This is a genomic window from Lactococcus taiwanensis, from assembly GCF_014905395.1.
GTDB lineage: Bacteria > Bacillota > Bacilli > Lactobacillales > Streptococcaceae > Lactococcus > Lactococcus taiwanensis.
The window spans coordinates 1-23749 of sequence record NZ_BNDT01000005.1; the positions used below are offsets into that span (position 1 = coordinate 1).

Annotated in this window: 23 protein-coding genes; all 23 read right to left on the minus strand. The window is 39.9% G+C overall.

Features of this window, described 5'->3' with window-relative positions; all coding sequences use genetic code 11:
- Positions 1–144: 144 nt before the first annotated feature.
- Positions 145–804, minus strand: a complete 660-nt coding sequence (locus tag JKP71_RS06760) for a trimeric intracellular cation channel family protein (RefSeq protein WP_200407484.1) — start codon at positions 802–804, stop codon at positions 145–147.
- Between the two features lie 101 nt (positions 805–905).
- Entirely contained in the window at positions 906–2846 is a 1941-nt protein-coding gene (gene thrS, locus JKP71_RS06765) for a threonine--tRNA ligase (RefSeq protein ID WP_200407485.1), read from the minus strand.
- 436 nt (positions 2847–3282) lie between these two features.
- Entirely contained in the window at positions 3283–3600 is a 318-nt protein-coding gene (locus tag JKP71_RS06770; RefSeq protein ID WP_075525846.1) for an ATP cone domain-containing protein, read from the minus strand.
- Between the two features lie 84 nt (positions 3601–3684).
- Complete coding sequence (locus tag JKP71_RS06775; protein ID WP_234446114.1) at positions 3685–4935, minus strand: Nramp family divalent metal transporter; 1251 nt, start codon at positions 4933–4935, stop codon at positions 3685–3687.
- A 151-nt stretch (positions 4936–5086) separates the two neighbouring features.
- Positions 5087–5695 (minus strand): nitroreductase family protein, encoded by a 609-nt coding sequence (locus tag JKP71_RS06780; RefSeq protein WP_075525848.1) that lies wholly within the window; start codon positions 5693–5695, stop codon positions 5087–5089.
- Between the two features lie 152 nt (positions 5696–5847).
- Entirely contained in the window at positions 5848–6477 is a 630-nt protein-coding gene (upp, locus tag JKP71_RS06785) for a uracil phosphoribosyltransferase (RefSeq protein ID WP_075525849.1), read from the minus strand.
- Between the two features lie 243 nt (positions 6478–6720).
- Positions 6721–7872, minus strand: a complete 1152-nt coding sequence (locus tag JKP71_RS06790) for a cation:proton antiporter (protein WP_075525850.1) — start codon at positions 7870–7872, stop codon at positions 6721–6723.
- Between the two features lie 55 nt (positions 7873–7927).
- Positions 7928–9091, minus strand: a complete 1164-nt coding sequence (locus JKP71_RS06795; protein WP_200407487.1) for a MalY/PatB family protein — start codon at positions 9089–9091, stop codon at positions 7928–7930.
- A 71-nt stretch (positions 9092–9162) separates the two neighbouring features.
- On the minus strand, positions 9163–10254 hold the full coding sequence (locus tag JKP71_RS06800) for a cystathionine gamma-synthase (RefSeq protein WP_200407488.1): 1092 nt from the start codon (positions 10252–10254) through the stop codon (positions 9163–9165).
- A 20-nt stretch (positions 10255–10274) separates the two neighbouring features.
- Entirely contained in the window at positions 10275–11231 is a 957-nt protein-coding gene (locus JKP71_RS06805; protein ID WP_200407489.1) for a homoserine O-succinyltransferase, read from the minus strand.
- Between the two features lie 141 nt (positions 11232–11372).
- The gene (locus JKP71_RS06810) at positions 11373–12458 is read right to left on the minus strand and encodes an NADH-dependent flavin oxidoreductase (protein WP_373298636.1); all 1086 of its coding nucleotides are present in this window, start codon (positions 12456–12458) and stop codon (positions 11373–11375) included.
- Complete coding sequence (locus JKP71_RS06815; protein WP_200407491.1) at positions 12452–13030, minus strand: NUDIX hydrolase; 579 nt, start codon at positions 13028–13030, stop codon at positions 12452–12454. Before JKP71_RS06815 ends, JKP71_RS06810 begins: the two co-directional genes overlap by 7 nt.
- Before the next feature lie 8 nt (positions 13031–13038).
- Complete coding sequence (locus tag JKP71_RS06820) at positions 13039–13947, minus strand: AEC family transporter (protein WP_200407492.1); 909 nt, start codon at positions 13945–13947, stop codon at positions 13039–13041.
- Between the two features lie 107 nt (positions 13948–14054).
- Positions 14055–14924: an aldose 1-epimerase family protein gene (locus JKP71_RS06825; RefSeq protein ID WP_200407493.1), complete on the minus strand. Its 870-nt coding sequence runs from the start codon at positions 14922–14924 to the stop codon at positions 14055–14057.
- 117 nt (positions 14925–15041) lie between these two features.
- Complete coding sequence (locus tag JKP71_RS06830; protein WP_075525857.1) at positions 15042–15986, minus strand: 3'-5' exoribonuclease YhaM family protein; 945 nt, start codon at positions 15984–15986, stop codon at positions 15042–15044.
- Between the two features lie 149 nt (positions 15987–16135).
- Positions 16136–17437: a DNA recombination protein RmuC gene (locus JKP71_RS06835; protein ID WP_075525858.1), complete on the minus strand. Its 1302-nt coding sequence runs from the start codon at positions 17435–17437 to the stop codon at positions 16136–16138.
- A 52-nt stretch (positions 17438–17489) separates the two neighbouring features.
- Positions 17490–18164, minus strand: a complete 675-nt coding sequence (gene rpe, locus JKP71_RS06840; RefSeq protein ID WP_200407494.1) for a ribulose-phosphate 3-epimerase — start codon at positions 18162–18164, stop codon at positions 17490–17492.
- Positions 18165–18182: 18 nt separating this feature from the next.
- On the minus strand, positions 18183–18443 hold the full coding sequence (locus JKP71_RS06845) for a hypothetical protein (RefSeq protein ID WP_200407495.1): 261 nt from the start codon (positions 18441–18443) through the stop codon (positions 18183–18185).
- The gene (locus JKP71_RS06850) at positions 18418–18669 is read right to left on the minus strand and encodes a hypothetical protein (RefSeq protein WP_200407496.1); all 252 of its coding nucleotides are present in this window, start codon (positions 18667–18669) and stop codon (positions 18418–18420) included. Before JKP71_RS06850 ends, JKP71_RS06845 begins: the two co-directional genes overlap by 26 nt.
- The gene (locus tag JKP71_RS06855; RefSeq protein ID WP_075525862.1) at positions 18666–18926 is read right to left on the minus strand and encodes a hypothetical protein; all 261 of its coding nucleotides are present in this window, start codon (positions 18924–18926) and stop codon (positions 18666–18668) included. Before JKP71_RS06855 ends, JKP71_RS06850 begins: the two co-directional genes overlap by 4 nt.
- On the minus strand, positions 18898–19839 hold the full coding sequence (gene rsgA / locus JKP71_RS06860; protein ID WP_200407497.1) for a ribosome small subunit-dependent GTPase A: 942 nt from the start codon (positions 19837–19839) through the stop codon (positions 18898–18900). The genes JKP71_RS06855 and rsgA overlap by 29 nt, the downstream gene beginning before the upstream one ends.
- Positions 19840–19894: 55 nt before the next feature.
- The gene (locus JKP71_RS06865; protein ID WP_200407498.1) at positions 19895–21088 is read right to left on the minus strand and encodes a 3D domain-containing protein; all 1194 of its coding nucleotides are present in this window, start codon (positions 21086–21088) and stop codon (positions 19895–19897) included.
- A 255-nt stretch (positions 21089–21343) separates the two neighbouring features.
- Positions 21344–23737: a phenylalanine--tRNA ligase subunit beta gene (gene pheT / locus JKP71_RS06870; protein WP_200407499.1), complete on the minus strand. Its 2394-nt coding sequence runs from the start codon at positions 23735–23737 to the stop codon at positions 21344–21346.
- Between the last annotated feature and the right edge of the window lie 12 nt (positions 23738–23749).

Sequence of the window (23749 nt, forward strand, 5' to 3'; positions counted from 1 at the left end):
TCAGTTTTCAATGGTCTAGCTCGCTTCAAGACCCTCGTCTCTCGCGACAACTATTATATTCTATCAAACCTAACTCCCCTTGTCAAGAATAAACTGTGTCTTTTCCCCTTTTTTATTCAGCAACCCTCTCAAAACCCTCTGTTGTCACATTTTCCCTATGCTCGGTAAATTCCATTTTCGCTCTTCGGTAACAATACGAACGATAACAATAAACAGTACAGCTAAAATTAAGGCGGTATCTCTACTAAATAGATCATAAGTATAGACGTATAGTAGCCCACCAATGACACAAGGAAGGGCGTAGATATTTTCTCGGAAAATCATAGGCACTTGGTTTGCGACGATATCTCTAAGCATTCCTCCCCCTACTCCTGTAAGGACGCCTAAGAAAATAATCAGGAATTCATTATGGATGTAGCCTTTCGAAATTCCAGCATCAATCCCCAACACTGTAAATATCCCTAAACCAATAGCATCAGAGATAAGAAGGAGCCGATTATAAAATCGTGATAGTTTTAATATTGTTAATCCCGTCTGGTATTTGTTGATAACAGTAGCTCCTATCATAGCTACTATTGAGGAAATAATAGATAAAGTGATAAAAAAAGGAGATTTAAGTGCAGATGGTGGCGTATTTCCTAGAAGAAGATCTCTAAATATTCCCCCTCCTACAGCAGTGATAGCTGCAAGAACTGACACTCCAAAAACATCCAATCCATGACGCATCCCTACAACAGTTCCCGAAATTGCAAAGGCTACTGTTCCAAGTATTTCAAGGAATAGATAAATATTACTGATTTCCATATACACCTGCCTTAATTGTTTAATATTTTTGCTTTATATATTATACCTCATGTTGGTCTTTAAATAACAAAAAAGACTGCATTTCACAGTCTTTTATATTTTTAATTTACACGGCTAAAGTTAGCGACATCTGTTTCCAAGTTTTTGATAAACTCTTCTAAAGGCAATACGGATGTTTCTTTTGAGCCATAGCGTCGAACATTTACCGTTCCTTCTTCTAATTCTTGGTCACCAACTACGATTTGATATGGAATTTTATGTGTTTGGGACTGACGAATCTTCCATCCCATTTTTTCGTTTGCTTCGTCTACCACAACTCGGAAGCCTTTATCTGACAATGTTTTTTGAATTTTCCATGCATAATCGGAATGAAGATCAAGATTTACCGGAATAATTGTCGCTTGGGTTGGTGCTAGCCAAGTTGGGAAAGCTCCTTTGTAAACTTCGATAAGATAAGCAATAAAGCGTTCTAGCGTTGAGATTACTCCCCGGTGAATCATGACTGGACGATGCTTTTCACCATCAGCCCCAATATAATTAATGTCAAAGTTTTCGGGATTTAAGAAATCCAGCTGAATGGTTGATAATGTTTCCTCGTTACCAAGTGCTGTACGCACCTGAATATCGAGTTTAGGCCCGTAAAAAGCTGCTTCACCTTCAGCTTCAACATACTCTAAATTCATATCATCCATCGTTGCTTTGAGCATTGACTGAGATTTCTCCCACATTTCATCATCTTGGAAATATTTCTCAGTGTCTTCTGGATCACGATAGCTTAACCGGAAACTGTAATCATTAATGCCAAAATCACGATACATTTCCATGATAAGTTGAAGGATTTTACCAAATTCTTCTTGAACTTGTTCAAGCATCACAAAAGTATGGCCATCATTGAGCGTCATCTCGCGAACACGTTGGAGTCCTGATAAAGCACCAGATTTTTCATAGCGGTGCATCATTCCAAATTCTGCGATACGAATTGGGAGCTCACGATAGCTGTGAACATCGTGTTGGTAGATCGCAATATGACTTGGACAGTTCATAGGACGAAGTTCCATTTCCTCACCATCGCCCATATCCATTGGTGGGTACATATCTTCATGATAATGTTGCCAGTGTCCTGAACGTTTATAAGTATTAAGGTTCATCATTACAGGCGTGATGACATGTTTATAACCATTTGCAATTTCTTGATCTTCCACGTAGCGTTGGATAATTCGACGAATTGTCGCACCATCTGGGAGCCAATAAGCTGTTCCTGCTCCAAGTTCTGCATCGTTAAAGAAAAGGTTTAATTCGCGACCAAGCTTACGATGGTCACGTTCTTTGGCTTCTTCGCGCATTTTAAGATTTTCTTCCAAATCTTCTTTCGTGAACCAAGCTGTACCATAGACCCGTTGCATCATTGTATTATCTGAGTTACCACGCCAATAAGCTCCAGCGACATTCAAAAGATGGAAAAATTTGATAACTCCAGTTGATGGAACGTGAGGGCCACGGCAAAGATCTGTATATTCTCCTTGCTCGTAAATCGTCAAACCACCTTCATCTTCATTATGCTCTTCAATAAGCTCAAGCTTATAAGGATCATTAGCAAAAATTTCTTTTGCTTCTTCTTTTGAAACTTCTTTACGGATAGATTTGAAATTTTCTTTGACAATTTTCTTCATTTCTGCTTCAATAACTGGCAAATCTTCATTAGAAATTTGTCCAGCTGCATTGTCTGTGTCATAGTAGAAACCGTCTCGAATTGCTGGACCGACCCCTAAATGAATCTCTGGAAAATGTCGTTTAGCCGCTTGGGCGAAAAGGTGAGCCGCACTGTGCCGTAAAATTCCAAGAGCGTCTTCATGGTCTGGTGTGACAATCTCAAAGTTAGCATCTTCAGTAATTGGTCGTGTTGCGTCAATCAATTTCCCATTAACTTTACCAGCGAGTGTCTTTTTCGCAAGGCTAGGTGAGATTGATTTAGCAATGACAAATGTTGTTACACCTGATTCAAATTCTTTGACGTTGCCATCTGGAAAAGTTATTTTAATCATATTTTTTGCCTTTCTGCTGTTTGTTTTCGGTTTTCGTCAGCTTTGACGAAATAAAAAAACGCAAATCGCTCCTTATTGAAAAGGACGCAATTTGCGTGTTACCACCTTAGTTCAGACTTTGCTTTACTGACCATGCTGTCAGTAAAGCAAAGTATTCTCATCATTGACGTAACGTGTCAGGGACGCTTTTCTGTTATCCAGAAAGAATTTTTGGAAGAGTGGTATTTTTAGCTGCCATTTTCAGGCTCGCATCAACCGCCTGATTTCTGAAAAATTTTCACTAAAAACTTGTCTCTTCTACTATTGTAAGGGTTCATTCATTTTTTGTCAAGAACGAAATCAAGGAAGAACTAAAAATTTTTAAGGAAAATTACTGACGGTGCGATCAGTGACGTTTTGATCAAAAAAATGCTGAAAATCAGCATTTTTTATTTTTTTAATGTCTTTGTTCAATATTTTGCTTTGTCTTGTAAGCTAGAAAGTCTCGCGCCACGTCTTTATCAAAATCGTTAAGTTGCTTAACGACTTGATTTTGTATCGTCTCAATCTCGATTTTTTCAAATGAAAGTTCAGCAATGACCTTCTCTACAACTTTTGTCACGTTATTAGCGATCATATTCGCATGGAGCGGTTTATCCTTATACTTGCCATTTATAGCTGCTTTGAATACTGCAGTTTGAATACGAAAACTATCCCAGTCTACAACATGTCCATTTCGCTTTATGACCACTTTATTGATTAATTTTGGCTGCATAGGCCCTCCTTTTATAAGTGACAGACTCGTAACTTCTTTGGTTAGAAGCCTTTGTTTGAATTCCTTCTTTTATTGTATCAAAAATCAACCCTGAAATGTAGTAATGACTAAGATAACATTTAGCAAAGTAATAAAAATCCCCATCGCTAAGAGTAAAGCTTTTGTGTACCAAACATTTTTGTACTTGCCCATTACTTTTTGTGAATTGGTCAAGTAAATCTGTAAAAAGATCGTAATAGGCAATTGGATGCTGAGGAAGACTTGACTATAAATCAAGATTTGAAAAGGAGAGGTAATCGTACTCAAGCCAATTATTGCTCCCGTAGCGACCAGAATTGTTAGGAGTACGCCTACTTTGCTATGAATTTCACGAATGTCATACGGCTTACGATAAATCCCAGCAAATATAGAACCTCCAGCCATTCCTGCGGTTACAGACGAAGCTACCCCCGCAAAAAGAAAGGCAACGGCAAAGAGGATAGCTCCTGCTGAGCCCAACAGCGGCTTAAGCATTTCCTGTGCTTGATCGATTTCTGTTACCACATGTGGGAAAAAGAGTGCGGCAGCGAGAATAATAATAGCACTATTAATCACCCAGCCTAAAAACATTGAAAAGAGTGTATCAAAAAATTCGTATTTGAGTTGCCGTTGAATCACTTTTTCATCCTCAAGATTCCACTGCCGACTCTGGATCACTTCAGAGTGAAGGAAAAGATTGTGAGGCATTACTACTGCTCCAAGCGCACTCATAATGATGGGAATTGAAGCAGAGCTCATACTTGGTGTGACACTAGCCTTTGCAGCAGCTATCCAATCCACATGAGGGATAATAAAAAGCTCAAACAAAAGCGATATTCCAATAACACTGACAAACCCAATGATTACTTTTTCAATTTTGGAATAAGAATTACTGAACAAAAACCAGATGACCAAAGCTGCCGTTAATAAACTCCCTAAAGAAAGCGGCAACTTAAATAACATCTGCAAGGCTAAGGCACCTCCTAGTATTTCTGCTACCGCAGTAGAGATAGAGGCTAATACTGCTGTTCCTAACACGATCCGACTCGTAACTGGTTTAAGATATTCTGTGGCGTTTTCGGATAAACATTTCCCTGTTACAATCCCTAAATGAGCCACATTATGCTGTAAAAAAGCAAGCATAATCGTGGAGAGAGTGATTACCCAAAGAAGTTTATAGCCAAATTGAGAACCAGCGGCTAAATTTGCTGCCCAATTACCTGGATCAATAAAACCCACTGCAACGATAAGCCCTGGTCCAACATAGCGAAGAAATCCTAAAGCAGGATGCTTTTCATTTTTTAAAAGTTTATTCACGCTGTTCCTTTCCTTATTTTTCATGATACTTTTAGAGTAATTATAGCACCTCCTGTTGATAATTTCAAAATTATTCGCATCGGCTAAAAATACAAAAAAAGACCACCTGGATGAAAGGTGACCTTTAGTGAGTAAGATTTAGCAGTAGTGTTTATTTCGCGATCACGAAACGGTCTTCATCGTTCATGAAGTCCTTATCTCCAGCAGGTGCTTCAATAGAACCGAATACAAGTTGGCCACGCAATTTCCAGCTTGCTGGAAGGTTAAATGTTTGAGCAACAGTTTCGTCAATAACTGGATTATAATGTTGCAAGTTGGCACCAAGACCAAGTTCTGCAAGAGCTGTCCATGCATTTACCGTGATAATTCCAGAACCTTGTTCTGACCACACGGGGAAATTATCCGCATAAAGAGGAAATTGTTCTTGAAGAGAGGCTACAACAGCAGTATCTTCAAAGAAGAGCGCTGTTCCAAAGGCAGCCTTGAAGCCATCAAGTTTTGCTTTAGTTCCAGCCCAAGCACTTTCTGGTACACCTTGACGGTCCATTTCTGCTTTTAAGTCAGTTGCTACGATTTCGCCCCAAAGTTTTTCTTGGGCATCACCCGTAACGATCAAGACACGTCCTGTTTGGCTGTTAAAGGCTGTAGGTGAGAGGCGTACCGCTTCTTTAATTGTGTCAATAACTTCTTGCTCGTCTTTAACGTTTTTTCCAAGAGCATAGATTGTGCGGCGATTTTCAAGTGATTTTAAGAATGTCATAATTTCATTGTTCCTTTTCTTTTGTTTTTGTTTACATATGTAATCTTACCAAATAAATTTACAGTTGTAAACTAATTTGACTCGAAAGTTAAAAAATTTTCGAGAGATAAAAAAAGATTGCCTCAGCAAATAGAGGCAATCGTGTTGTTTTATTATTTTGTTCCAAAAAGACGGTCACCTGCGTCACCAAGCCCTGGGATGATATAACCTTTTTCATTTAAATGGTCATCAAGCGCAGCGGCAAAAATATCAATATCAGGATGCGCTTCTTGTAAAGCTTTTACCCCTTCTGGTGCAGCCACAAGGCAAACAAACTTAATGTTCTTTACACCACGCTCTTTCAATACATCTACACCCAAAATCGCTGAGCCACCCGTAGCCAACATAGGATCCACGAGAAAAACTTGACGTTCAGCGATATCTGTAGGCATCTTGACAAGGTATTCAACAGGTTTCATTGTTTCTTCGTCACGGTACATTCCGATGTGACCCACACGTGCTGCCGGAATCATTTTGTAAATTCCATCAACCATCCCAATACCTGCACGTAAAATCGGCACAATCGCTAACTTTTTACCTGCTAAACGCTGAGCAGTCATATGAGCAACCGGTGTATCAATCTCCACATCTTCAAGTGGCAAATCACGTGAAACTTCATAAGCCATAAGCATGCCAATCTCGTCAACGAGTTCGCGGAATTCTTTTGAAGAAGTCTCTTTACGACGCAAGATAGAGAGTTTGTGTTGAATCAATGGATGTTCTACGACTTGAATTTTTGACATTTTGATTTTTCCTTTCAATAAAACCCTTTGTTGAACAAAGGACCGATGTGCGAATGACCCCTTTTGAGAAAAAATACTCATTTGGGCAAAATTTTTTAGAGCTACAGTATTGAAACTGTACCTCTAAAGCATTTTTTCTATTTTACCATTTTTTTGACCTTTTTGGGAAGAAAGCGGTAATTTTTTTATTTCATGGGTTCTATTTTATTTACTGACCAAGCTGTCAGGAGTTGATAAAGGTCATCAAAGGCTCACCTCTTGAGTTTCTTTGCGTAATACGAACTTAATCAAGAAAGGGGCGATAACGGTGGCTAATATAATCACAATGACCAATTCAGAATAAACCTCATCTGTGATAATATGACTCGTTAATCCTATCTGAGCGACAATTAACGCCATCTCCCCCCGTGAAATCATTCCAGTACCAATCAACATGCTTTCATTAGTACTTAAATGACTGGATTTACCCACTGCATAAGCGGGTAAAAACTTCGTTAATATGGCAAGAAGGGTAAACAATAAAATAATCCAAGGATGATGGATAATACTATCAAACTGTACTGAAATAGCTATCAAAACAAAGAATACAGGGATGAAAATGACGTAACCAATAGCTGAGGTGTATTCTTCGATCTTATGGCTCACTTCTGTTTGTGAAATGGCTAGCCCGGCAAAGAAGCTGCCAATGACAGCCGACATTCCTACGGCATCAGCCAATAAACTTAAGCCCAAACAGATGATAAGTGCTACAATCGTATTCTTATTAGCAATGGGCAGCTTTTCAACAAAACGCCAGATTTTCGGGATAAGCTTGTGCACGATAAATAAAAAGGCAAAAAAGAGGAATTCAAAAAAGAATTGTAAGGCAAGTTGCCCACCAGAGCCTCCGCTCTTGAAACTGGTAAAAAGCGATAAGATCAATACCGCAAGGATATCATCGACGACAGCAGCCCCAAGTATAATAGAACCTGCGCGAGTGCTTAGCTTACCATATTCTTGTAGGACTTCTACGGTGATAGAAACCGAAGTGGCAGCAAACACAATCCCATAAAAGAAGCTGGTCGAAATACCATAGCCAAAACCAAAAGCCACGATACCAAAAACTATCAAAGGCACAATTACACCGCCTATCGCAACTAACATTGAGGCCTTAAAGTTTTTCTTGAGCACTGTTAGGTCACTTTCCAAACCGGCAAGGAACATGAGTAGGATGACTCCAATTTCCGACATTACCTCAAGGACATGGCCCCCATGAACCAAACCCAAGACGGACGGAGCAATCAAAATCCCAACCAGCATTTGACCAACGACGGCAGGAATTTTTAAACGTCGTGAAGCAAGTGTGGCAAGCAACGAGGCCACAAGGACAATCGTAAGTTGTAAAATATCATTCATATCCACATTCTAACATATTTTTTAGCGGGTGCCGACCTTTTTTCGCATAAAACCCTTAACTTTCAAACGCTTTCACAAGTCGTTGTGTTGCCTCCTCGATAATAGAGAATGGTGCAGCTGCATTAAAGCGTGCATGGTTCTCCCCTTCTGTACCAAAGCTTTTTCCTTCATTCAGGATAACCTTTGCCTTTTGACTCAGTTTACTTTTTAAGGCCTCATCTCCTAGCTGATAGGCTGAAAAATCTAACCAAATCAAGTAAGTAGCTTCAGGAAGCATAACTTTAATCTTTGTTTTTTCAGTTAATTCTCTTTTGACATATTGAACATTTTGCTCAAGCACTTGCTTTAGTTGAGTCAGCCATTCACCACCATACTGATAAGCGGTTGTGGTCGCTAACATGCCCAAAGTGCTGACTTCTCCTTGATTATTCGCAGTTCTTTGATTCAAAAATTTTCTTCTCAATGTTTCGTTTTCAATAATGGCGTAGGCACATTTAACACCAGCAATATTAAACGTCTTCGAAGCCGATGAAAGAATAATACTAAAATTTTTAAACTCCTTTGAAACTGTATTGAAGCTGTGATGCTGATGTCCAAATAAAGTGAGGTCTTGGTGAATCTCATCGGCAACTAAACAGACGTTGTACTTTTGACATAAAGCGCCGATTTTCAACAACTCCTCTTTAGACCAGACACGCCCTCCAGGATTATGGGGGTTACACAACAAGTAGAGTTTAACTTCATTGTCTACAATATCTTTTTCGAGCTGTTCAAAATCAATAAAAAATTTTCCATCCTCCTCAAGTAAAGAATTTTCAACTAATTTTCTTTGATTTAACTTGACAGTACGCGCAAAAGGTGGATAGACAGGCGTATTAATCAAGACTGCCTCATTGCGTTGTGTCAGAGATTGGATAGCGAGACTGAGTCCTGGCACCACACCATCCATAAAAACTAAACTTTCTTTAGAAAAACTATAATGATGTTGCTCCTTCTCCCAAGTCTGCACACTGTCAAGCAAGCGCTCTTCAACATACGCATAGCCATAGACACCATAATCGGCATACTCATGAATACTTTGGGTCACTTCAGGCAGTGCGATAAAATCCATATCCGCCACCCATAAGGGTAGTTTTTCATGATCTTGCTGTACTTCTTTCCATTTCACTGAATTATGGGTGAGACGATTGGGGATAGTTGTAAAATCATATTTTGTCATTATTTTCCTCTTATTTTCTTTTTACATTGAAACTGTTTTACTGACCAGATGGTCAGTAACTTTTGAGAACATCAGTCAGTAATAAAAGCCTGCTCTATGTCCTCTATCAAATCACGCACATCTTCTATCCCTACTGAAAGCCGTAATAAATCATTTGTTAATCCATAAGTAGCGCGTACTTCCTCTGGAATATCATGATGGGTTTGGGTTGCTGGATAAGTAATTAAACTCTCTACCCCTCCCAAGCTTTCCGCAAAAGTAATCACTTTTAATTGATTCAGAAATTTGGGAATGATGGTCTCATCAGAGACTTTGAATGAAATCATTCCCCCTCGTCCAGGATAGGTGACCGTTTGAACACTTGGATGTTTTTTAAGCATTGCGACCACCTTTTTCGCATTATAAGTAATGCGTTCCATACGAACACTCAACGTTTTTAGTCCCCGCATTACTAAGTAACTATCAAAAGGCGAAAGGACCGCACCGCTAGTATTCAGCTGATGAAGTAGACGTTGATAAAGCTCCTCGTCACGTACAATTACCGCACCGGCAAGCACATCATTATGTCCTGCTAAATATTTCGTAGCTGAGTGAATGACTAGATCCGCACCAAGTTCTAAAGGTTTCTGGTAGATGGGGCTATAAAAAGTATTGTCTACAAAAACTTTAGCTCCGCAAGCTTGGGCTTTATTGACAATTTTTTCAATGTCAAATTCTACCATCATGGGGCTTGTTGGCGTTTCAAGATAGACCAGATCAGTAGTCGAATTAATAAGTGCTAACATTTCTTTTTCGTTATTTGCATAGGAAAAAGAAAAACGGCCTTGCTTTTGTTGCTCATCAAACCAACGATAAGACCCGCCATACAGGTCTCGACAAGCAACAATTTTGGTCCCTACTGGAAGAATATCAAAAGCTAAAACAATGGCAGCCATCCCAGAAGCTGTTGCCAAAGCAAATTGGCCCGACTCGATCAGTGCCAAAGTTTCTTCTAAGGTTGCCCGGGTCGGATTTTTTGTTCGAGTATAATCATAGCCGGTCGAATGACCAAACTCGGGATGTTGATAAGTGGTGGAAAAATGCAGAGGGGCGACCAAAGCACCCGTTATTTGGTCATGACGTGTCCCAGCTTGGGCTAATAAAGTATCTAATCTTGTTACCATCTTTTGTTCCTTTTCTAAGATCATTCCGCTTGATTAAAATCATAGTCTTCTTCATAGTGGCTGCTTAACCGCTCACCTACATAAGGGGTTGCTTGATAGACAGCATAGTTCAGCCAATTTGAAAAAAAGAGCGAGGCAGCAGAAGCCCAGGTTTTGACGGGCGGTTGTTGCTCATCATCTTCTGGAAAATAATTTTGGGGTCGCACGGCAGTTAGTCCCGCCGCTTTATCGCGTTGATATTCCCATTTTAAAGTTTCACGATCATACTCTAAATGGCCAAATAAATAAATTTCTCGCAAGTTTTTCTTAGCAACAATACCCAAACCTGCATGCTGCGAATGAGAAAGAATTTCAAAATCATCTAAAATGCGAATTTGTTCTTCGGCACAAGCTGTATATCGTGAATGAGGAAAAGAAAAATAATCATCAAAACCCCGAAAAAGAGGATGCCTGTGGTTTTCCACTGTGCTTTTAAAAACCCCACAGACTTTCTGCGGCAGCTGCTGTTTGGTTATACCATAGCGCGCATAAAGGCCAGCTTGGGCTCCCCAGCAAATATGAAGGGTCGAATAAACATGACGTTTGCTCCACTCAATGATCTCTAAAAACTCTAACCAATAATCAACGGCCTCAAAAGCCATTTGCTCTAAGGGTGCCCCCGTTATTATCAACCCATCATAATACTTTGCTCTGACCTCTGAAAAAGAGTGATAAAAGTTGTCAAGATAAGACTGTTGTGTGTTCTTTACCACATGGCTGCTAGGATAAAGCAAATCCACGTTGATTTGAAGAGGGGTATTGGATAGCAACCGTAAAATCTGGGTTTCAGTCACCATTTTACGGGGCATTAAATTCACAATAAGTAAATTGAGCGGTCGGATATTCTGTTGCTCAGCCCTTTCACTATCCATTACAAAAATATTATCAGTCCGCAATTGTTCAATCGCAGGAAGATTTTTGACTACTTTTACTGGCATTCTACCCTCTTTTCTAATTTCAATTAGACTTAATTATAGACTTCTAGACCATTTTTTCAAGAGGTTCAGATTAAAATTTTGTGATGGACTTATTTAATTTTTTTAAGTTGAGAAGGATAAAAAACTTGCCCTAGAGCAAGTTTATTTATAGCGTTTTTCTAAGTATTTAAACATAGGATGTGGCATCGGCAAATCCTTAATTGCTTCACCAAAAGGTTTACTGACAGGGTCGTCAGTAATTTCTCCAGTTACTTTTAAAGGAAATTCTGGGTCGACTAGGAGCTGCTGCGCAATGGCCGCTGCATCAGCATTTTCAAGGAGCGCTTCAACATCTTCTTTTGTACGCACACCTCCTACCCCAATGACAGGCATAACACCCGCTACCGCTTCATGAATGTAAGCCAATTCTGATTTTTTTTGATAGGCTTGCGAATTAGCACGGCGAGTGAAGTGTTTTAAAGAAATATGTAAATAATCGAGAGGCTTTGTTTTCAATTGTTCTACAAAAGCGAGCGTATCTTCAAAACGGATTCCTGGTACTGTCGCTTCTACAGGAGAAAGACGATAACCGATGGCAAATGGGCGTGAAGTTTTTGCTACTTCTTGTGCCACACGGTCAATAACAGCAAGAGGAAAGTTCATCCGTTTTTCTAGACTTCCCCCCCAGTGATCCGTGCGGCGGTTAGAATGGGGAGAGAAAAACTGATGAAGTAAATACATATTAGCCCCATGGATCTCCACACCATCAAATCCTGCGGCAATCGCCCGTCGTGTTGCTTGACCAAACGCTTCAATGAGGGCTTCAATTTCGTTTTCTGATAACTCCCGTGGAATTTCTGAGCCAGGAACTTCTGCAGCAACACTTGAGGCTGAAACGGGTTGCTCACCAATGGTTTTTTCAGAGGTCATACGTCCTGCATGAAATATCTGTAAGATTGCCTTTGCCCCACCAGCATGGATAGCGGCTGACAGCTCTGTCAGCCGTGCAATCGCATCATCAGTAGCAATCGTCAGCTCACCTGGCCAGCCTTTCCCGTTATCCATTACATTCGCCGTCCCCGTAATGACAGCACCTAATCCCTTACTCCGCATCCCGTAATGTTGAATTTCTTCTTGCGTCACAATTCCATCATGAAAACTCAGTACAACAGTCATTGGTGCCATGATTAAGCGATTCTTCAAGGTCACACCAGAGCGAAGCACTAAGGGTTGATTTAAATTCATAATTTGTCTTCTTTCTTTTTTTCAATAATTCGTGAAATAATTTTATCATAAATAATTTTCATCTCTTCTTCAGAAGATTGGGAGGAAAATTCTTCAAGGGGAATCCAAGCTACTCCGCCTGTCTCCTCTTTATTTTCGCGCAACAACTGTTGGTCATCCGCTTCAAATAAAAAAGTCACATTCAGGTGTAAGTGGGCTGAAACGTAACCTCTTGAACGATGAAAATGACCAAATACTGGTAAATTTTCAATCGAGATCGGGTCAGGTAAAAGTAGTTTCAATTGCTCAATTCCACTCTCTTCTCTTACTTCTTTTTCAGCCACATGAAGCAAGTTCACATCTCCATCAGCATGACCGCCCATCCAGCCCCAACTCTTATAAATTTTGTGATAAATGCCTAAGACCCGCTCATGTGTTTGATTCAAAACAAAAGCGCTTGCTGTAAAATGGGCTAAAGCATCACGCGTCAAATTTTTCGCATCAGATGCACGAGTCTTAAAAAGCGGTAAGTCAGCCTCTTCTTGGGGTCCTTCAGGTCTAAACCGACCTAATAAAATTTCTAATTCATTTTTCATCATTAACCTCATAAAATAATTACTACAAGACTCATCAAAACTAAAGATACAAACATTGATAAACTAATTACTAAACCTGCGACAGCCCGATCATTTCCTAACTCAACTGCCTGAATCATGTGCAAAAATGACATGGGGCAAAAGAAAATCAACAAAAGTACCTCTTTGATAAGTGCTGGAAAAGGAACCAAAAAATAGAAGAAAATCGCCAGTATTATTGCTAATAAATAGCGCCACCACAGTATGCTCAAAATTAATTTGAGTTGTCCGTGCGGAAGCCTAAACTCCATAAACAAACCTATCGTAAAAACAGAAAGGAGCGTATTGGCATTGCTGAGTGGACGTAGAGGAATAAGCCATTGTTCCGGAATACTCCATCCCAAAATGGCAAGTCCAAACATGAGGAGGTAGACAACAAAAGGAGGGTTTTTAAGCAAAGTATTAAAAAGCGTTCCTCCCAACCCTCTTTGCTTCTTTTTCCACAAAGAACGCTCGACGATTGCCTGAGTTGTTCCCGTAACCATCAAAGAATTCCCCATATCAAACATTGCTAAATAAGGAATAGCTGCTGGAAAAAAGCTACTAACAAAAGGAATTGAAAAATTCCCAATGTTGTATCCTGATAGGTCAAACATGTAGAGTCCTTGCGCTACGTGATCTTGTTTTCGGCCCAAAATTTTTCCCAGAAAAACTAGAAAAAGATTGGTGCAAATTCCTAAGCACATCAACACCAAAAAAGTGGAGGAAAGCTTCGTATGATTGACCCCAATAAGAATCGTAGCTGGCAGCGTCAGATATACAACCAATTTTGAAACGAGGGCACCATCTTTTTGAGCTAATAAACCTAATTTTTTCAGTAAAAGCGCGAGCAATAAGATAAGTAAAATGCTGAATGCATTTAAAAAAATCGTTAACATAGCCGTTCACAGTCTATCAGTCTTCCCTTTTAAAAGAGAGCTGAACTTTCTTCTTCATTTTATCACTTTTTCAAATAAAAAATCTCGTAGAAATACGAGATTTTTTGTTATTTTATTTCAATGGTATACTCACAAGAAAATTTACCATCTGGTGCTAATTCATTGATTCCAAATTTTGTAATGAGGTCTCCATCAGTATTTTGATCATCGGCAATCCCGCACCATGGTTCAATACAAACAAAAGGAGCTTCGCTTGGATAAGGGGACCATAATCCAAAATAAGGCATGTCTTTCCAAGATACTGTAACCCCGTGATCATCAATCGAGTTCGTAAGCGAAACGCTCATTTCATCAGATGAGCTATAGACGAGTGCATCTTGCTCGAAAAGGGTGCGAGTCAAGGGCAAGGTACTGACCGTAACTTCTTTGCGCTCATCCACTTTGATCGTTCCCGTAGGTACATCCAAAGGAATAAAAGTGCGTGCCACATCAGGTTTGATGGTGAGTTGATAGTCTTCAAATTTCCCATTTTTGAGGGGAACATTAAAAGCTGGATGAGCACCCACACCAAAACTCATAAATTTTTCATCTTCATTTTTCACATCGTAGCGAACTCGAATTTTATTAGCTGAGAGTTTATAAGAAACGCGGAAATTGAAATGGAAGGGGTAATGATTTAGACTATCTTCATTTTCATGCAGTTCAAAGACTAGCTCATCTTGTGTAGCCCGAATTAATTCAAATTCATTGTCACGTGCAAAACCATGACCTGACATTTGATAGGTTTTATCAGCGTATCGATAACTCCCATTTTTTAATTTACCAACAATAGGAAATAAAACTGGGGCATGACGTCCCCAAAATTTAGGATCTGCTTGCCACAAGTATTCCATTCCCTCGTGTTCAATAGAATGCATCTCAGCACCGAATGTGTCTACTTGAACAGTCACTTGGCTATTTTTTAAAGTGTATTGCATCATAAGCTCCTTCATTGAATCTTTTTCATCTTATTTTAACATTTTTATTGGGAGATGGCAGTCTTTAAAAGCAGCAGTCTTGGTGAGTTATATTAAAAAAAACCGTACGCATACGGTTTAATCATTTCTTGGTTTATAGAAATTACGGTTGGAGAGTGCCCAGACACGCTGACTAAATTGTCCTGGCTCAAGTGTAGCTGTAGCAGTAGTCATCATCATCATATTCGCATCCATCACATCAATTTGGTGGATCATTTCCGCTTCCATAATCTGTGGGCGAACGGGACTACCATATTCCAGTTCTCCGTGGTGGCTAAGCAAACAGTGACGGAGCATCAAAAGCTCTTCATTATCATCATCAAAGCCAAGCTCCAAAGCTACTTTACTGACTTCTTCGTCAATCAAGACAATATGGCCAAGCAAGTTCCCGCGCAGGGTATAACTCGTATTTTCGCTTCCGGTAAATTCTAAACATTTAGCCATATCATGAAGTAGAACACCCGCAAACATTAAACTCTCATCGAGTTGTGGGTAAACTTCACAAACCTTTTCGGCAAGATGGAGCATGGTCGTTGTATGGTAGGCAAGTCCTCCTTCAAAAGCGTGGTGATTTGTTTTTGCAGCGGGAAATTCATAAAATTCTTTATCAAATTTCTTCAAAATCGCTCGAACGATCCGATTTAAAGTGGCATTCTCAATTTTAAAAACAATCGATTGAACATACTCACGCAAATCTTTTTCTTGAGCAGGTGAGCTTTCACGATAATCGCGTGGATTATTGGGTTCATTATCATTAGCTATTCGCAGCTGAATTTTATTGACTTGTGGCATGCCATTATAAAGTTCTTTTAGTGCTCTCATATGCACCACCCGTCCTGCACGAAATTGCTCCACTGCTTTAGGATTGGCATCCCATATATTTCCGTTAATTGTGCCACTACGATCTTGGAAACTTAACGCAAGGTAATCTTTCCCTGCACGCGTTTGACGCAGTTCAACAGACTTAATTAAGTAAAAGCCTTCAAAAAAATCGCCAATTTCTAAATTTTTAATGAGAACCATCTTTTCTCCTTTATGGTTTGAATCCTAGAGGTGAAAGCCTAACTATAATAAGCAGAGCTAGTAAGGCCCGGCTTAGGTTTAGTTTAAAAGTGCGTGCGTTCTAGGTGTAATTAAAAACAAGTGTTAATTTTTACTTTATACCAGCAAGCTTAGTCATCAAGCTCCAAAAGTTTACTGCTACTTCCTTCATCAATCCGATCTACGGCGCGAAGTTTTCGATTCATCACATTGGTCCGTGTCGTAATCAGGGTATTAATTTCTTTTTCGGACTGTTGTAAACGTTCGTGTACCTTTTTAAGTGATGTTTCAAATTTACCAAACTCCGTTTTGACTGCACCAAGGAGCTCGTATACTTCAGAAGATTTTTGTTCGATTTGCAAAGTTTTAAAGCCCATTTGAAGACTGTTCAAGACGGCTGTCATTGTCGTTGGTCCTGTAACGTTCACTTTGTAATCGCGACTGATTTGTTCATAGAGTTCTGGATTGTTGACGACTTCCATGAACAGGCCTTCCGTTGGTAAGAACATAATCGCGAAATCAGTTGTTTTAGGAGGGACAATGTATTTCTCACTGATTGACTTAGCTTGAGCCTTGACCGCATTAAATAGTGCTTTACGAGAACGTTCTATTTCAACAGCATTATTGGTTTCTAGAGCACTTTGTAAGCGTTGATAATCTTCCATTGGGAATTTCGAGTCGATGGGGAGTAGCAATTCAGAACCTTCTACTTTACCTGGCAAAACGACAGCGTAGTCAACGGCATTATTACCTGCAATATTGACTTGCTCGCGATATTGACTGCTTGTAAAGATTTGTTCTAAAATTCGTCCGAGCTGGATTTCTCCGACAATCCCGCGTGTTTTGACACCAGTCATGACTTTTTGGAGACTGTCCACATCACTCGCCAAATTACGCATCTCCCCTAGGCCTTCTTCTACATTTTTCAAATGCATTGTGACCTGTTCAAAACTTTGTGAAATCCGACGATTGAGCGTTTCTTGTAGTTTCTCATCAACCGTTTCTTGAATTTGTGAGAGCTTTTTATCATTGGATTCTTGTAAATCTTTGAATTTGAAATCAAACTTTTGAGTAATAGATTCTGTCAGCTGTGAAAGCGTGCTGACCGTTCTGTCAGTAGATTCTACCAAACTTACAGATATTTTTTCCAATTTTTGCTCATTCGAGTTTTGTAAATCTTTAAATTGTTGGTCAAATTTTGTATTTAAGTTTTCTGTTAATAAAGATAAATCTGTATTGACAGAGCGCAAACTTGTGGAGAGTTCTTGGCGATTTTGGCCAAGTTGTTGACTCAAATCTCCCCGCAAATCTGATAAGTTTTGACTCAGATAAGTCAGTTGATTATTGATTTTGCTATGATCAGCCTTTTTAAAAAAATTGGCTAAAGAAAGTAAAATCAGGACAATCAGCAAAATGATAATGACGATTTCCATTTTATTTCTTGTACTTCCTTGTTTCTAAGATAAAATTTTACTGACCAAGCTGTCAGTAATTATGGGGTGCTGATAGTGCGAGATGTTCCTTTAAGGCTGCAATATTTTCTTCCACATCCCCTTTAAAAATAAATGATCCTGCAACAAAAACATTGGCACCTGCAGCTTTGGCAAGTTGAATCGTGCGTGGATCAATTCCACCATCGACTTCAATTTCAAAACTAAGCTTTTTATCACGCCGAATCTGAGCAAGTTCGCGAACTTTATCCATCATTTCGGGAAGAAAAGCTTGCCCACCAAAACCGGGATTGACTGTCATAACAAGCACCATATCTACCATTGCTAAAACAGGTTTGATAGCTTCAACAGAGGTGCCAGGGTTAATCACAACAGAGGCTTTCATACCCGCCTGTTTGATTTTTTGAAGTGCCCCATGAATATGAGGTGTGGCTTCTGCATGAATGCTCATGCTATCCGCACCTGCTTTGGCAAATTCACTGACGTAATTTTCTGGTTTTTCCACCATCATATGGACGTCAAAAAAGAGCTTGCTAGCCGGACGTAAAGCAGCCACAACACCAGCGCCAAAAGTTAAATTATCTACAAAATGTCCATCCATCACATCAATGTGAACCATATCCGCACCAGCAGCTTCAAGGCGTTTCACCTCCGTAGCAAATTTTCCAAAATCGGCGGACAAGATTGAAGGGGCTATTTTATCTTTCATTTTATATCCTTTCTAAAATCAATCTTTAAAAAAATTCTTTCTTGCACTAAGCAACAAATAGAGGGCAAGCCCGAGCAACAAAATAACTAAAAGAAGGAACACTCCCCGTAATATCAACGGAATCTGAGTGCGAAATGCAAGCGCACAAAAGCCAAAAACGCCAGCAAGCAGACTTGCTGCAATAGAGGTATGCAACTTGCGGTTAAAATTTCGTATTTTTTGTTCTGAAAACAAAGCTTGCTCTTTACTTAGCTCATTTTTCTGTTGATTTTTCTTCATGAAGTTCTTCTTCGATAATATTTTTCCACGCTTCACCTTCACGTTGATGTTCGACCACCGTGGCGGAACGTACACCAAAGACAATTGCCAAGGCTAAAGCGAGCACAGTAATTAAATTAAGCCAAAAATCTGCTGTTTTACTTGAAAAAGCAAACATTGCGAGAAGCTGGCAAACAAGAGCTACTGCTACCGCAAGGCCAGCCTCTCTTTTAAAGCGTTTTTTCATTGGTGATCCTCTTGCCCTTTCTCTTTAGAGCTTTCATCAGTTGCTGACGAAGCGGTCAGTCCAAAAAAGGCGCGATTCAGCCAAAAAAGGACAAAAATAGTTGCGACCACTAACAAAATAAAAACCGTAATCATCATCGGTCGTGACAGTTCGTTTTTAAAAAATATAGCTAAAATCCAAGCCAAAACAACGATAAAAAAGCCAGCTTGTTTCAGCCAAATATTATCTTTAGCTTTGCTTTTTCCTTTTTTTTGCATAAGTTTCCCTCGTATTATTAATTTCATTAAGGAGTTGTAAATAATTTTGATAGCGACTTGGAAGGATTTCACCTTGGGCTACCGCTTCTTTTACCGCACAATCCGGCTCATGGGTATGCGTGCATTCCCGAAATTTGCAGCCATGACTGATCTTCAACAGTTCAGGAAAAGCCGCATTGAGATCGGGTTGATTATCCACCTCATAGTCCAAACTTGAAAAACCTGGCGTATCGGCAATCAATCCTCCAGCAACTTCGAAAAATTCAACATGGCGTGTGGTATGCCTTCCACGTCCTAATTTATCAGAGGTCTCACCCGTCTCAAGATGCATCTCTGGAGCAATTTTATTGAGCAATGTTGTTTTTCCAGCACCTGTTTGCCCCATAAATACAGTGACTTTTCCTGCTAAGTGACTGACCAACTCATCCGCATCAAAAAAAATCTCATAACCGATTTGCTGATAGTCTGACCGAAATGTTATATAATCAGCCCGTCGGTCAAAGTTGCTATCAGAAGCTGACGGAGCCGTCAGTTCCTTTTTCCCTTTTTCATCATCTGCCAACAAATCCATTTTTGAGACATAAATCAGGGGTTTAATCCTTTTATGTTCAAGAAACACTAAAAATCGGTCCAGCAGGTTTAAGCTAAAGTTCGGGCTAAGGGTGGACATAATCACCACAGCTTGGTCAATATTAGCAATAGAGGGCCGAGTTAAACTATTGCGACGTGCATGGACTTCCAACACGTACCCTTCCGAATTTTCCTCTGCTGTGAAATCCACAAAATCCCCCACAACAGGTTTTGTTCCTTTTTTGCGAAAATTTCCACGCGCCCGGGTCTGGTAAATATGACCCGCACTCTCTACATAGTAAAATCCCGCTAAAGATTTAACAATACGTCCTTTTTTTATCATGTTCTCATTATACCAAAAAAAGGCTTAACTGTAAGCCTTTTATCATTTTTTCTCTTTAATTCAAAATCGTTACTTGCAACTGTTGACGTCCCCAAGCAACAGCTTGCGCGTTTGTTGGAAAATGCACATCGATGATATTTCCGACAATTGCACCTCCAGTATCACCAGCAATTGCGATGCCATAGCCCGGCACCTCGACCATTGAACCTAGTGGTATAACACTTGGATCCACAGCAATGCACATTGGGTTTTGGCTCAAATCTATTCCCATAGCTGTAGTTCCATTTAAGGCATAAGCCGTCGCTTCCACACTTATCGTTTTACCCCCAGTTGAAGGGGTAACAGGGGTTTGCGTGTCAGGTTTCGTCGTGTCATCACTTGTCTCTTGGGTTGCAGTGGAACTCTGTGTAGTCGAACTTTCAGAAGTACTTGAGCTTGAAGAGGGTACTGTCACTTCTGTCTTAGCACTTGTAGCAGCCGTTTTAGCTTCAGCTGCTTTCTTAGCTTGGGCTGCTTTTTCTGCTTTAGCTTGGGCCTTAGCTTGAGCAACAGACTTGGCTAATGCCTCATCATGCGCTTTTTGCTCGGCAGCCGCTTTCGCTTTCATCTCGCTTAAAAGTTTTTGATTTGTATTAATCTTTTCTTTTAAGCCAGCGATATCTCCTTGCAAGCTTTCAACTTGAGTTTGATAATTGGCTTGATTCTCCACCAGTTTTGTTTGTGAACGCTCAAGGCTCGTCTTCATCGTTTTTAACGAAGACTCTTTTTCAGCTAATGTCTTCGCTTGTTTTGCCTCCGCAGACATGACCGCATTTAAGTTCGAAAGGCGCATTACCATATCTGAAAGATCCTTAGAGGAAGCAACGACATCTACAACGGATACCCCAACTCCACCACTAGACTGCATGGCGCGCATTTGATGGGCGACATTCTCTTTCAAATGAGCCACATCCGTTTCGGTTTGAGCAATATCGGACTCTAAGCCGCTAATTTTTGCTTTCGATTGATTAACTTTTTCTTGTGCAGCTTTCGCTTTAGCATAGACAGCATTCACTTTCGTCAATTCGTCATTTAGCTGAGCCTGGAAGTTCTCAATTTTTTGGTTAACTTCTGATTGCGACGTTTCCGCACCCACCTTTTTAGCTCCCATAAGATTCAGTGAACTGACAGGTAGTGCTGACAGGGCCATCAGTGATACTCCCATAAGCATTCCAATTTGTTTTATTTTTCTAGAAATTAAATTCTTCATACCTCATCTATTCTAACACAAGGCAAGCACTTTTTTATTTCTAAAAGATTACAAATGTAAAGAAATTTTTAATTATAAGTCATTAAGATATATTTACGTAAGCGTAATCACAGTTTGTAAGCTGATTTTCATTATAATTCTCTCCCTTTTTTTCTAAAAATGAACGAACATCTTCACTCAAAAAAATTCAAAAACCACCACTTGTTAATTCTAGTGGTGGTTTCTCATTTTTTTACTGACCAGTCTGTCAGTAACTCAACGGATTTCTGCAGCGAGTTGGTTAACCAAATTTTTGGTAATCTTATTCACAGCTGAGGCAATTTGTTCGTCTGTCATCGAATTTTCCACAGGTTGGAAAGTCAAACGGTAAGCCATTGATTTCTTGCCCTCCGGAAGTTTTTCCCCTTGATAAATATCAAAAAGTTCTACTTTTTGGAGCGTCTTCACTTTACTAGATTCAATAACTGAAACAACTTCTGCATGACTGATAGTAGCATCAATCAATAAAGCAATATCTCGTTGTACCGCTTGAACTTTTGGAATATCGTGAAAGACCGTTTGAGCAGGCATTTCTTCTTGCATCACTTGTAAGTTAAGTGTAGCTACATAGGTTGGCGCAATGTCGTATTTTTTAGCTGTTGCAGGATGAATCTGTCCAACAAATCCGGCTTGACGACCGTTGATTTCAACCATTGCTGTGCGCCCTGGGTGCATACCTGGTTGATTTGCAGAAGGGATAAATTTCACTTCTTCATACGCTGCTAAAAGGTTTTCCACAATTCCCTTTGTGGCATAGAAATCCACAGGAACAGCTTTCGACCGGTAAGTTTTATCCACAAGATGACCTGAGAGCGCAAAGGCAAGATGTGGAATTTCAAGGGGACGGATGTCCTCTGGATTAGGCCAGAAAATATTGCCAATTTCATAGAGCGCTACATCTGCATTTTTACGATTTTGATTATAATTGACAATGTCCAAAAGTCCTGGAATCATCGTTGCACGCAAGGTCTGACGGTCTTCTGTCATTGGCATCATAAGCGTTGTTGTTTCCAGCTCTCCGACAAACTCTGTGGCTTTTTCTGGTGTAACTAAAGAATAGCCAATGACTTCATCAAGACCCGCAGCTTCAAGTTCACTACGCACTTTTCGACGGAATTTTTGCATAGCTGTCAATTCACCAGCATTTTGTGATACAGGAAGCGTACTTGGCAAATTGTCATAACCATAAATCCGTGCCACTTCTTCTACTAAGTCTGCCTCGATTGAAATGTCCCAACGACGCGATGGAATTTCACAAATAAAGTTTTCCCCATCTACTTGTACACCAAAGCCCAATTGGACGAAGATTTTTTCCACAGTTTCCAGTGACAAATCTGTCCCTAAAGCGCCATTTACTCGACTTAAAGTAATAGAAACTTTTGGCAAAGCAGGTTGATAATCATTTGATTCCACTACTCCAGACAAAACTTCACCACCAGCCAATTCAACAATCATAGCAGCTGCAAAATCAAGGGCTTCACGTACTGTCCCTTGGTTAACCCCTTTTTCAAAACGACTTGAGGCCTCAGAACGCAAAGCAAATTTTTGGGACGTTTTACGAATTGAAGTTCCATCAAACAAAGCGGATTCGAGGGCTACCGTGGTAGTTTCATCAGTAATCTCACTATCAGCGCCACCCATCACACCACCAAGGGCGACAGGTGTCCCATTAGCAGTAATCACAATATCTTCTGGCGTAAGTTCACGTTCAATATGATCTAAAGTCGTGATTTTTTCATCCGTTTTGGCTTGACGAACGACAATTTCGTCTGAACCAAATTGATCAAAATCAAAACTATGCAAAGGTTGACCAAAAGCCATCAAAACATAATTCGTCACGTCTACCACGTTATTAATTGGTTTAACGCCAGCGTTCATCAAGCGGTTTTGCAACCATTGCGGCGATTTGGCGATTTTGACCCCTTTGATTAAGCGAATTTTGTATGTAGGAACCTTATCAGTATCAACTTTCACTGATACTTTGTCCGCCGCATTTACTGACGACTCTGTCAGTGATTTCTCTTCCAACTTAACGGGCAAACCGTAAATAGCACCAACTTCCCAGGCTGCACCATGCATTGACAAAGCATCCGCACGGTTTGGTGTAATTGATAATTCAATGATTTCATCATCCATATCAAGATAAGGGAAAATACTGTCGCCGACTTTAGCATCCGCTGGCATTTCAAAAATACCCTCTTCATGTTTCATTGGATTAATTTTTTCATCAATTCCAATTTCATCAAGCGCACAGAGCATTCCGAGTGATTCCACCCCGCGGATCTTACCTTTTTTGATTTTATAATTATCCGCAATTCGAGCACCAACCAGTGCCACAATTGCTTTCATGCCCACACGAACATTTGGGGCACCACAAACGATTTGCAAAGGTTCATCAGCCCCAACATTGACTTGCGTGATGTGTAAGTGAGTCTCAGGAATATCTTCACTTGATAGAATTTCCCCCACAACAAGCTTTGACAAACCTTCCATTGGACTGGTCACACCTTCAACCTCAATCCCTGAAGTTGACATCTTTTGTTCCAATTCTGCTGATGACGCTGTAAGTTCAGGCACCAACTCTTTTAACCATTTATATGATACTAACATTTTATTTCAACT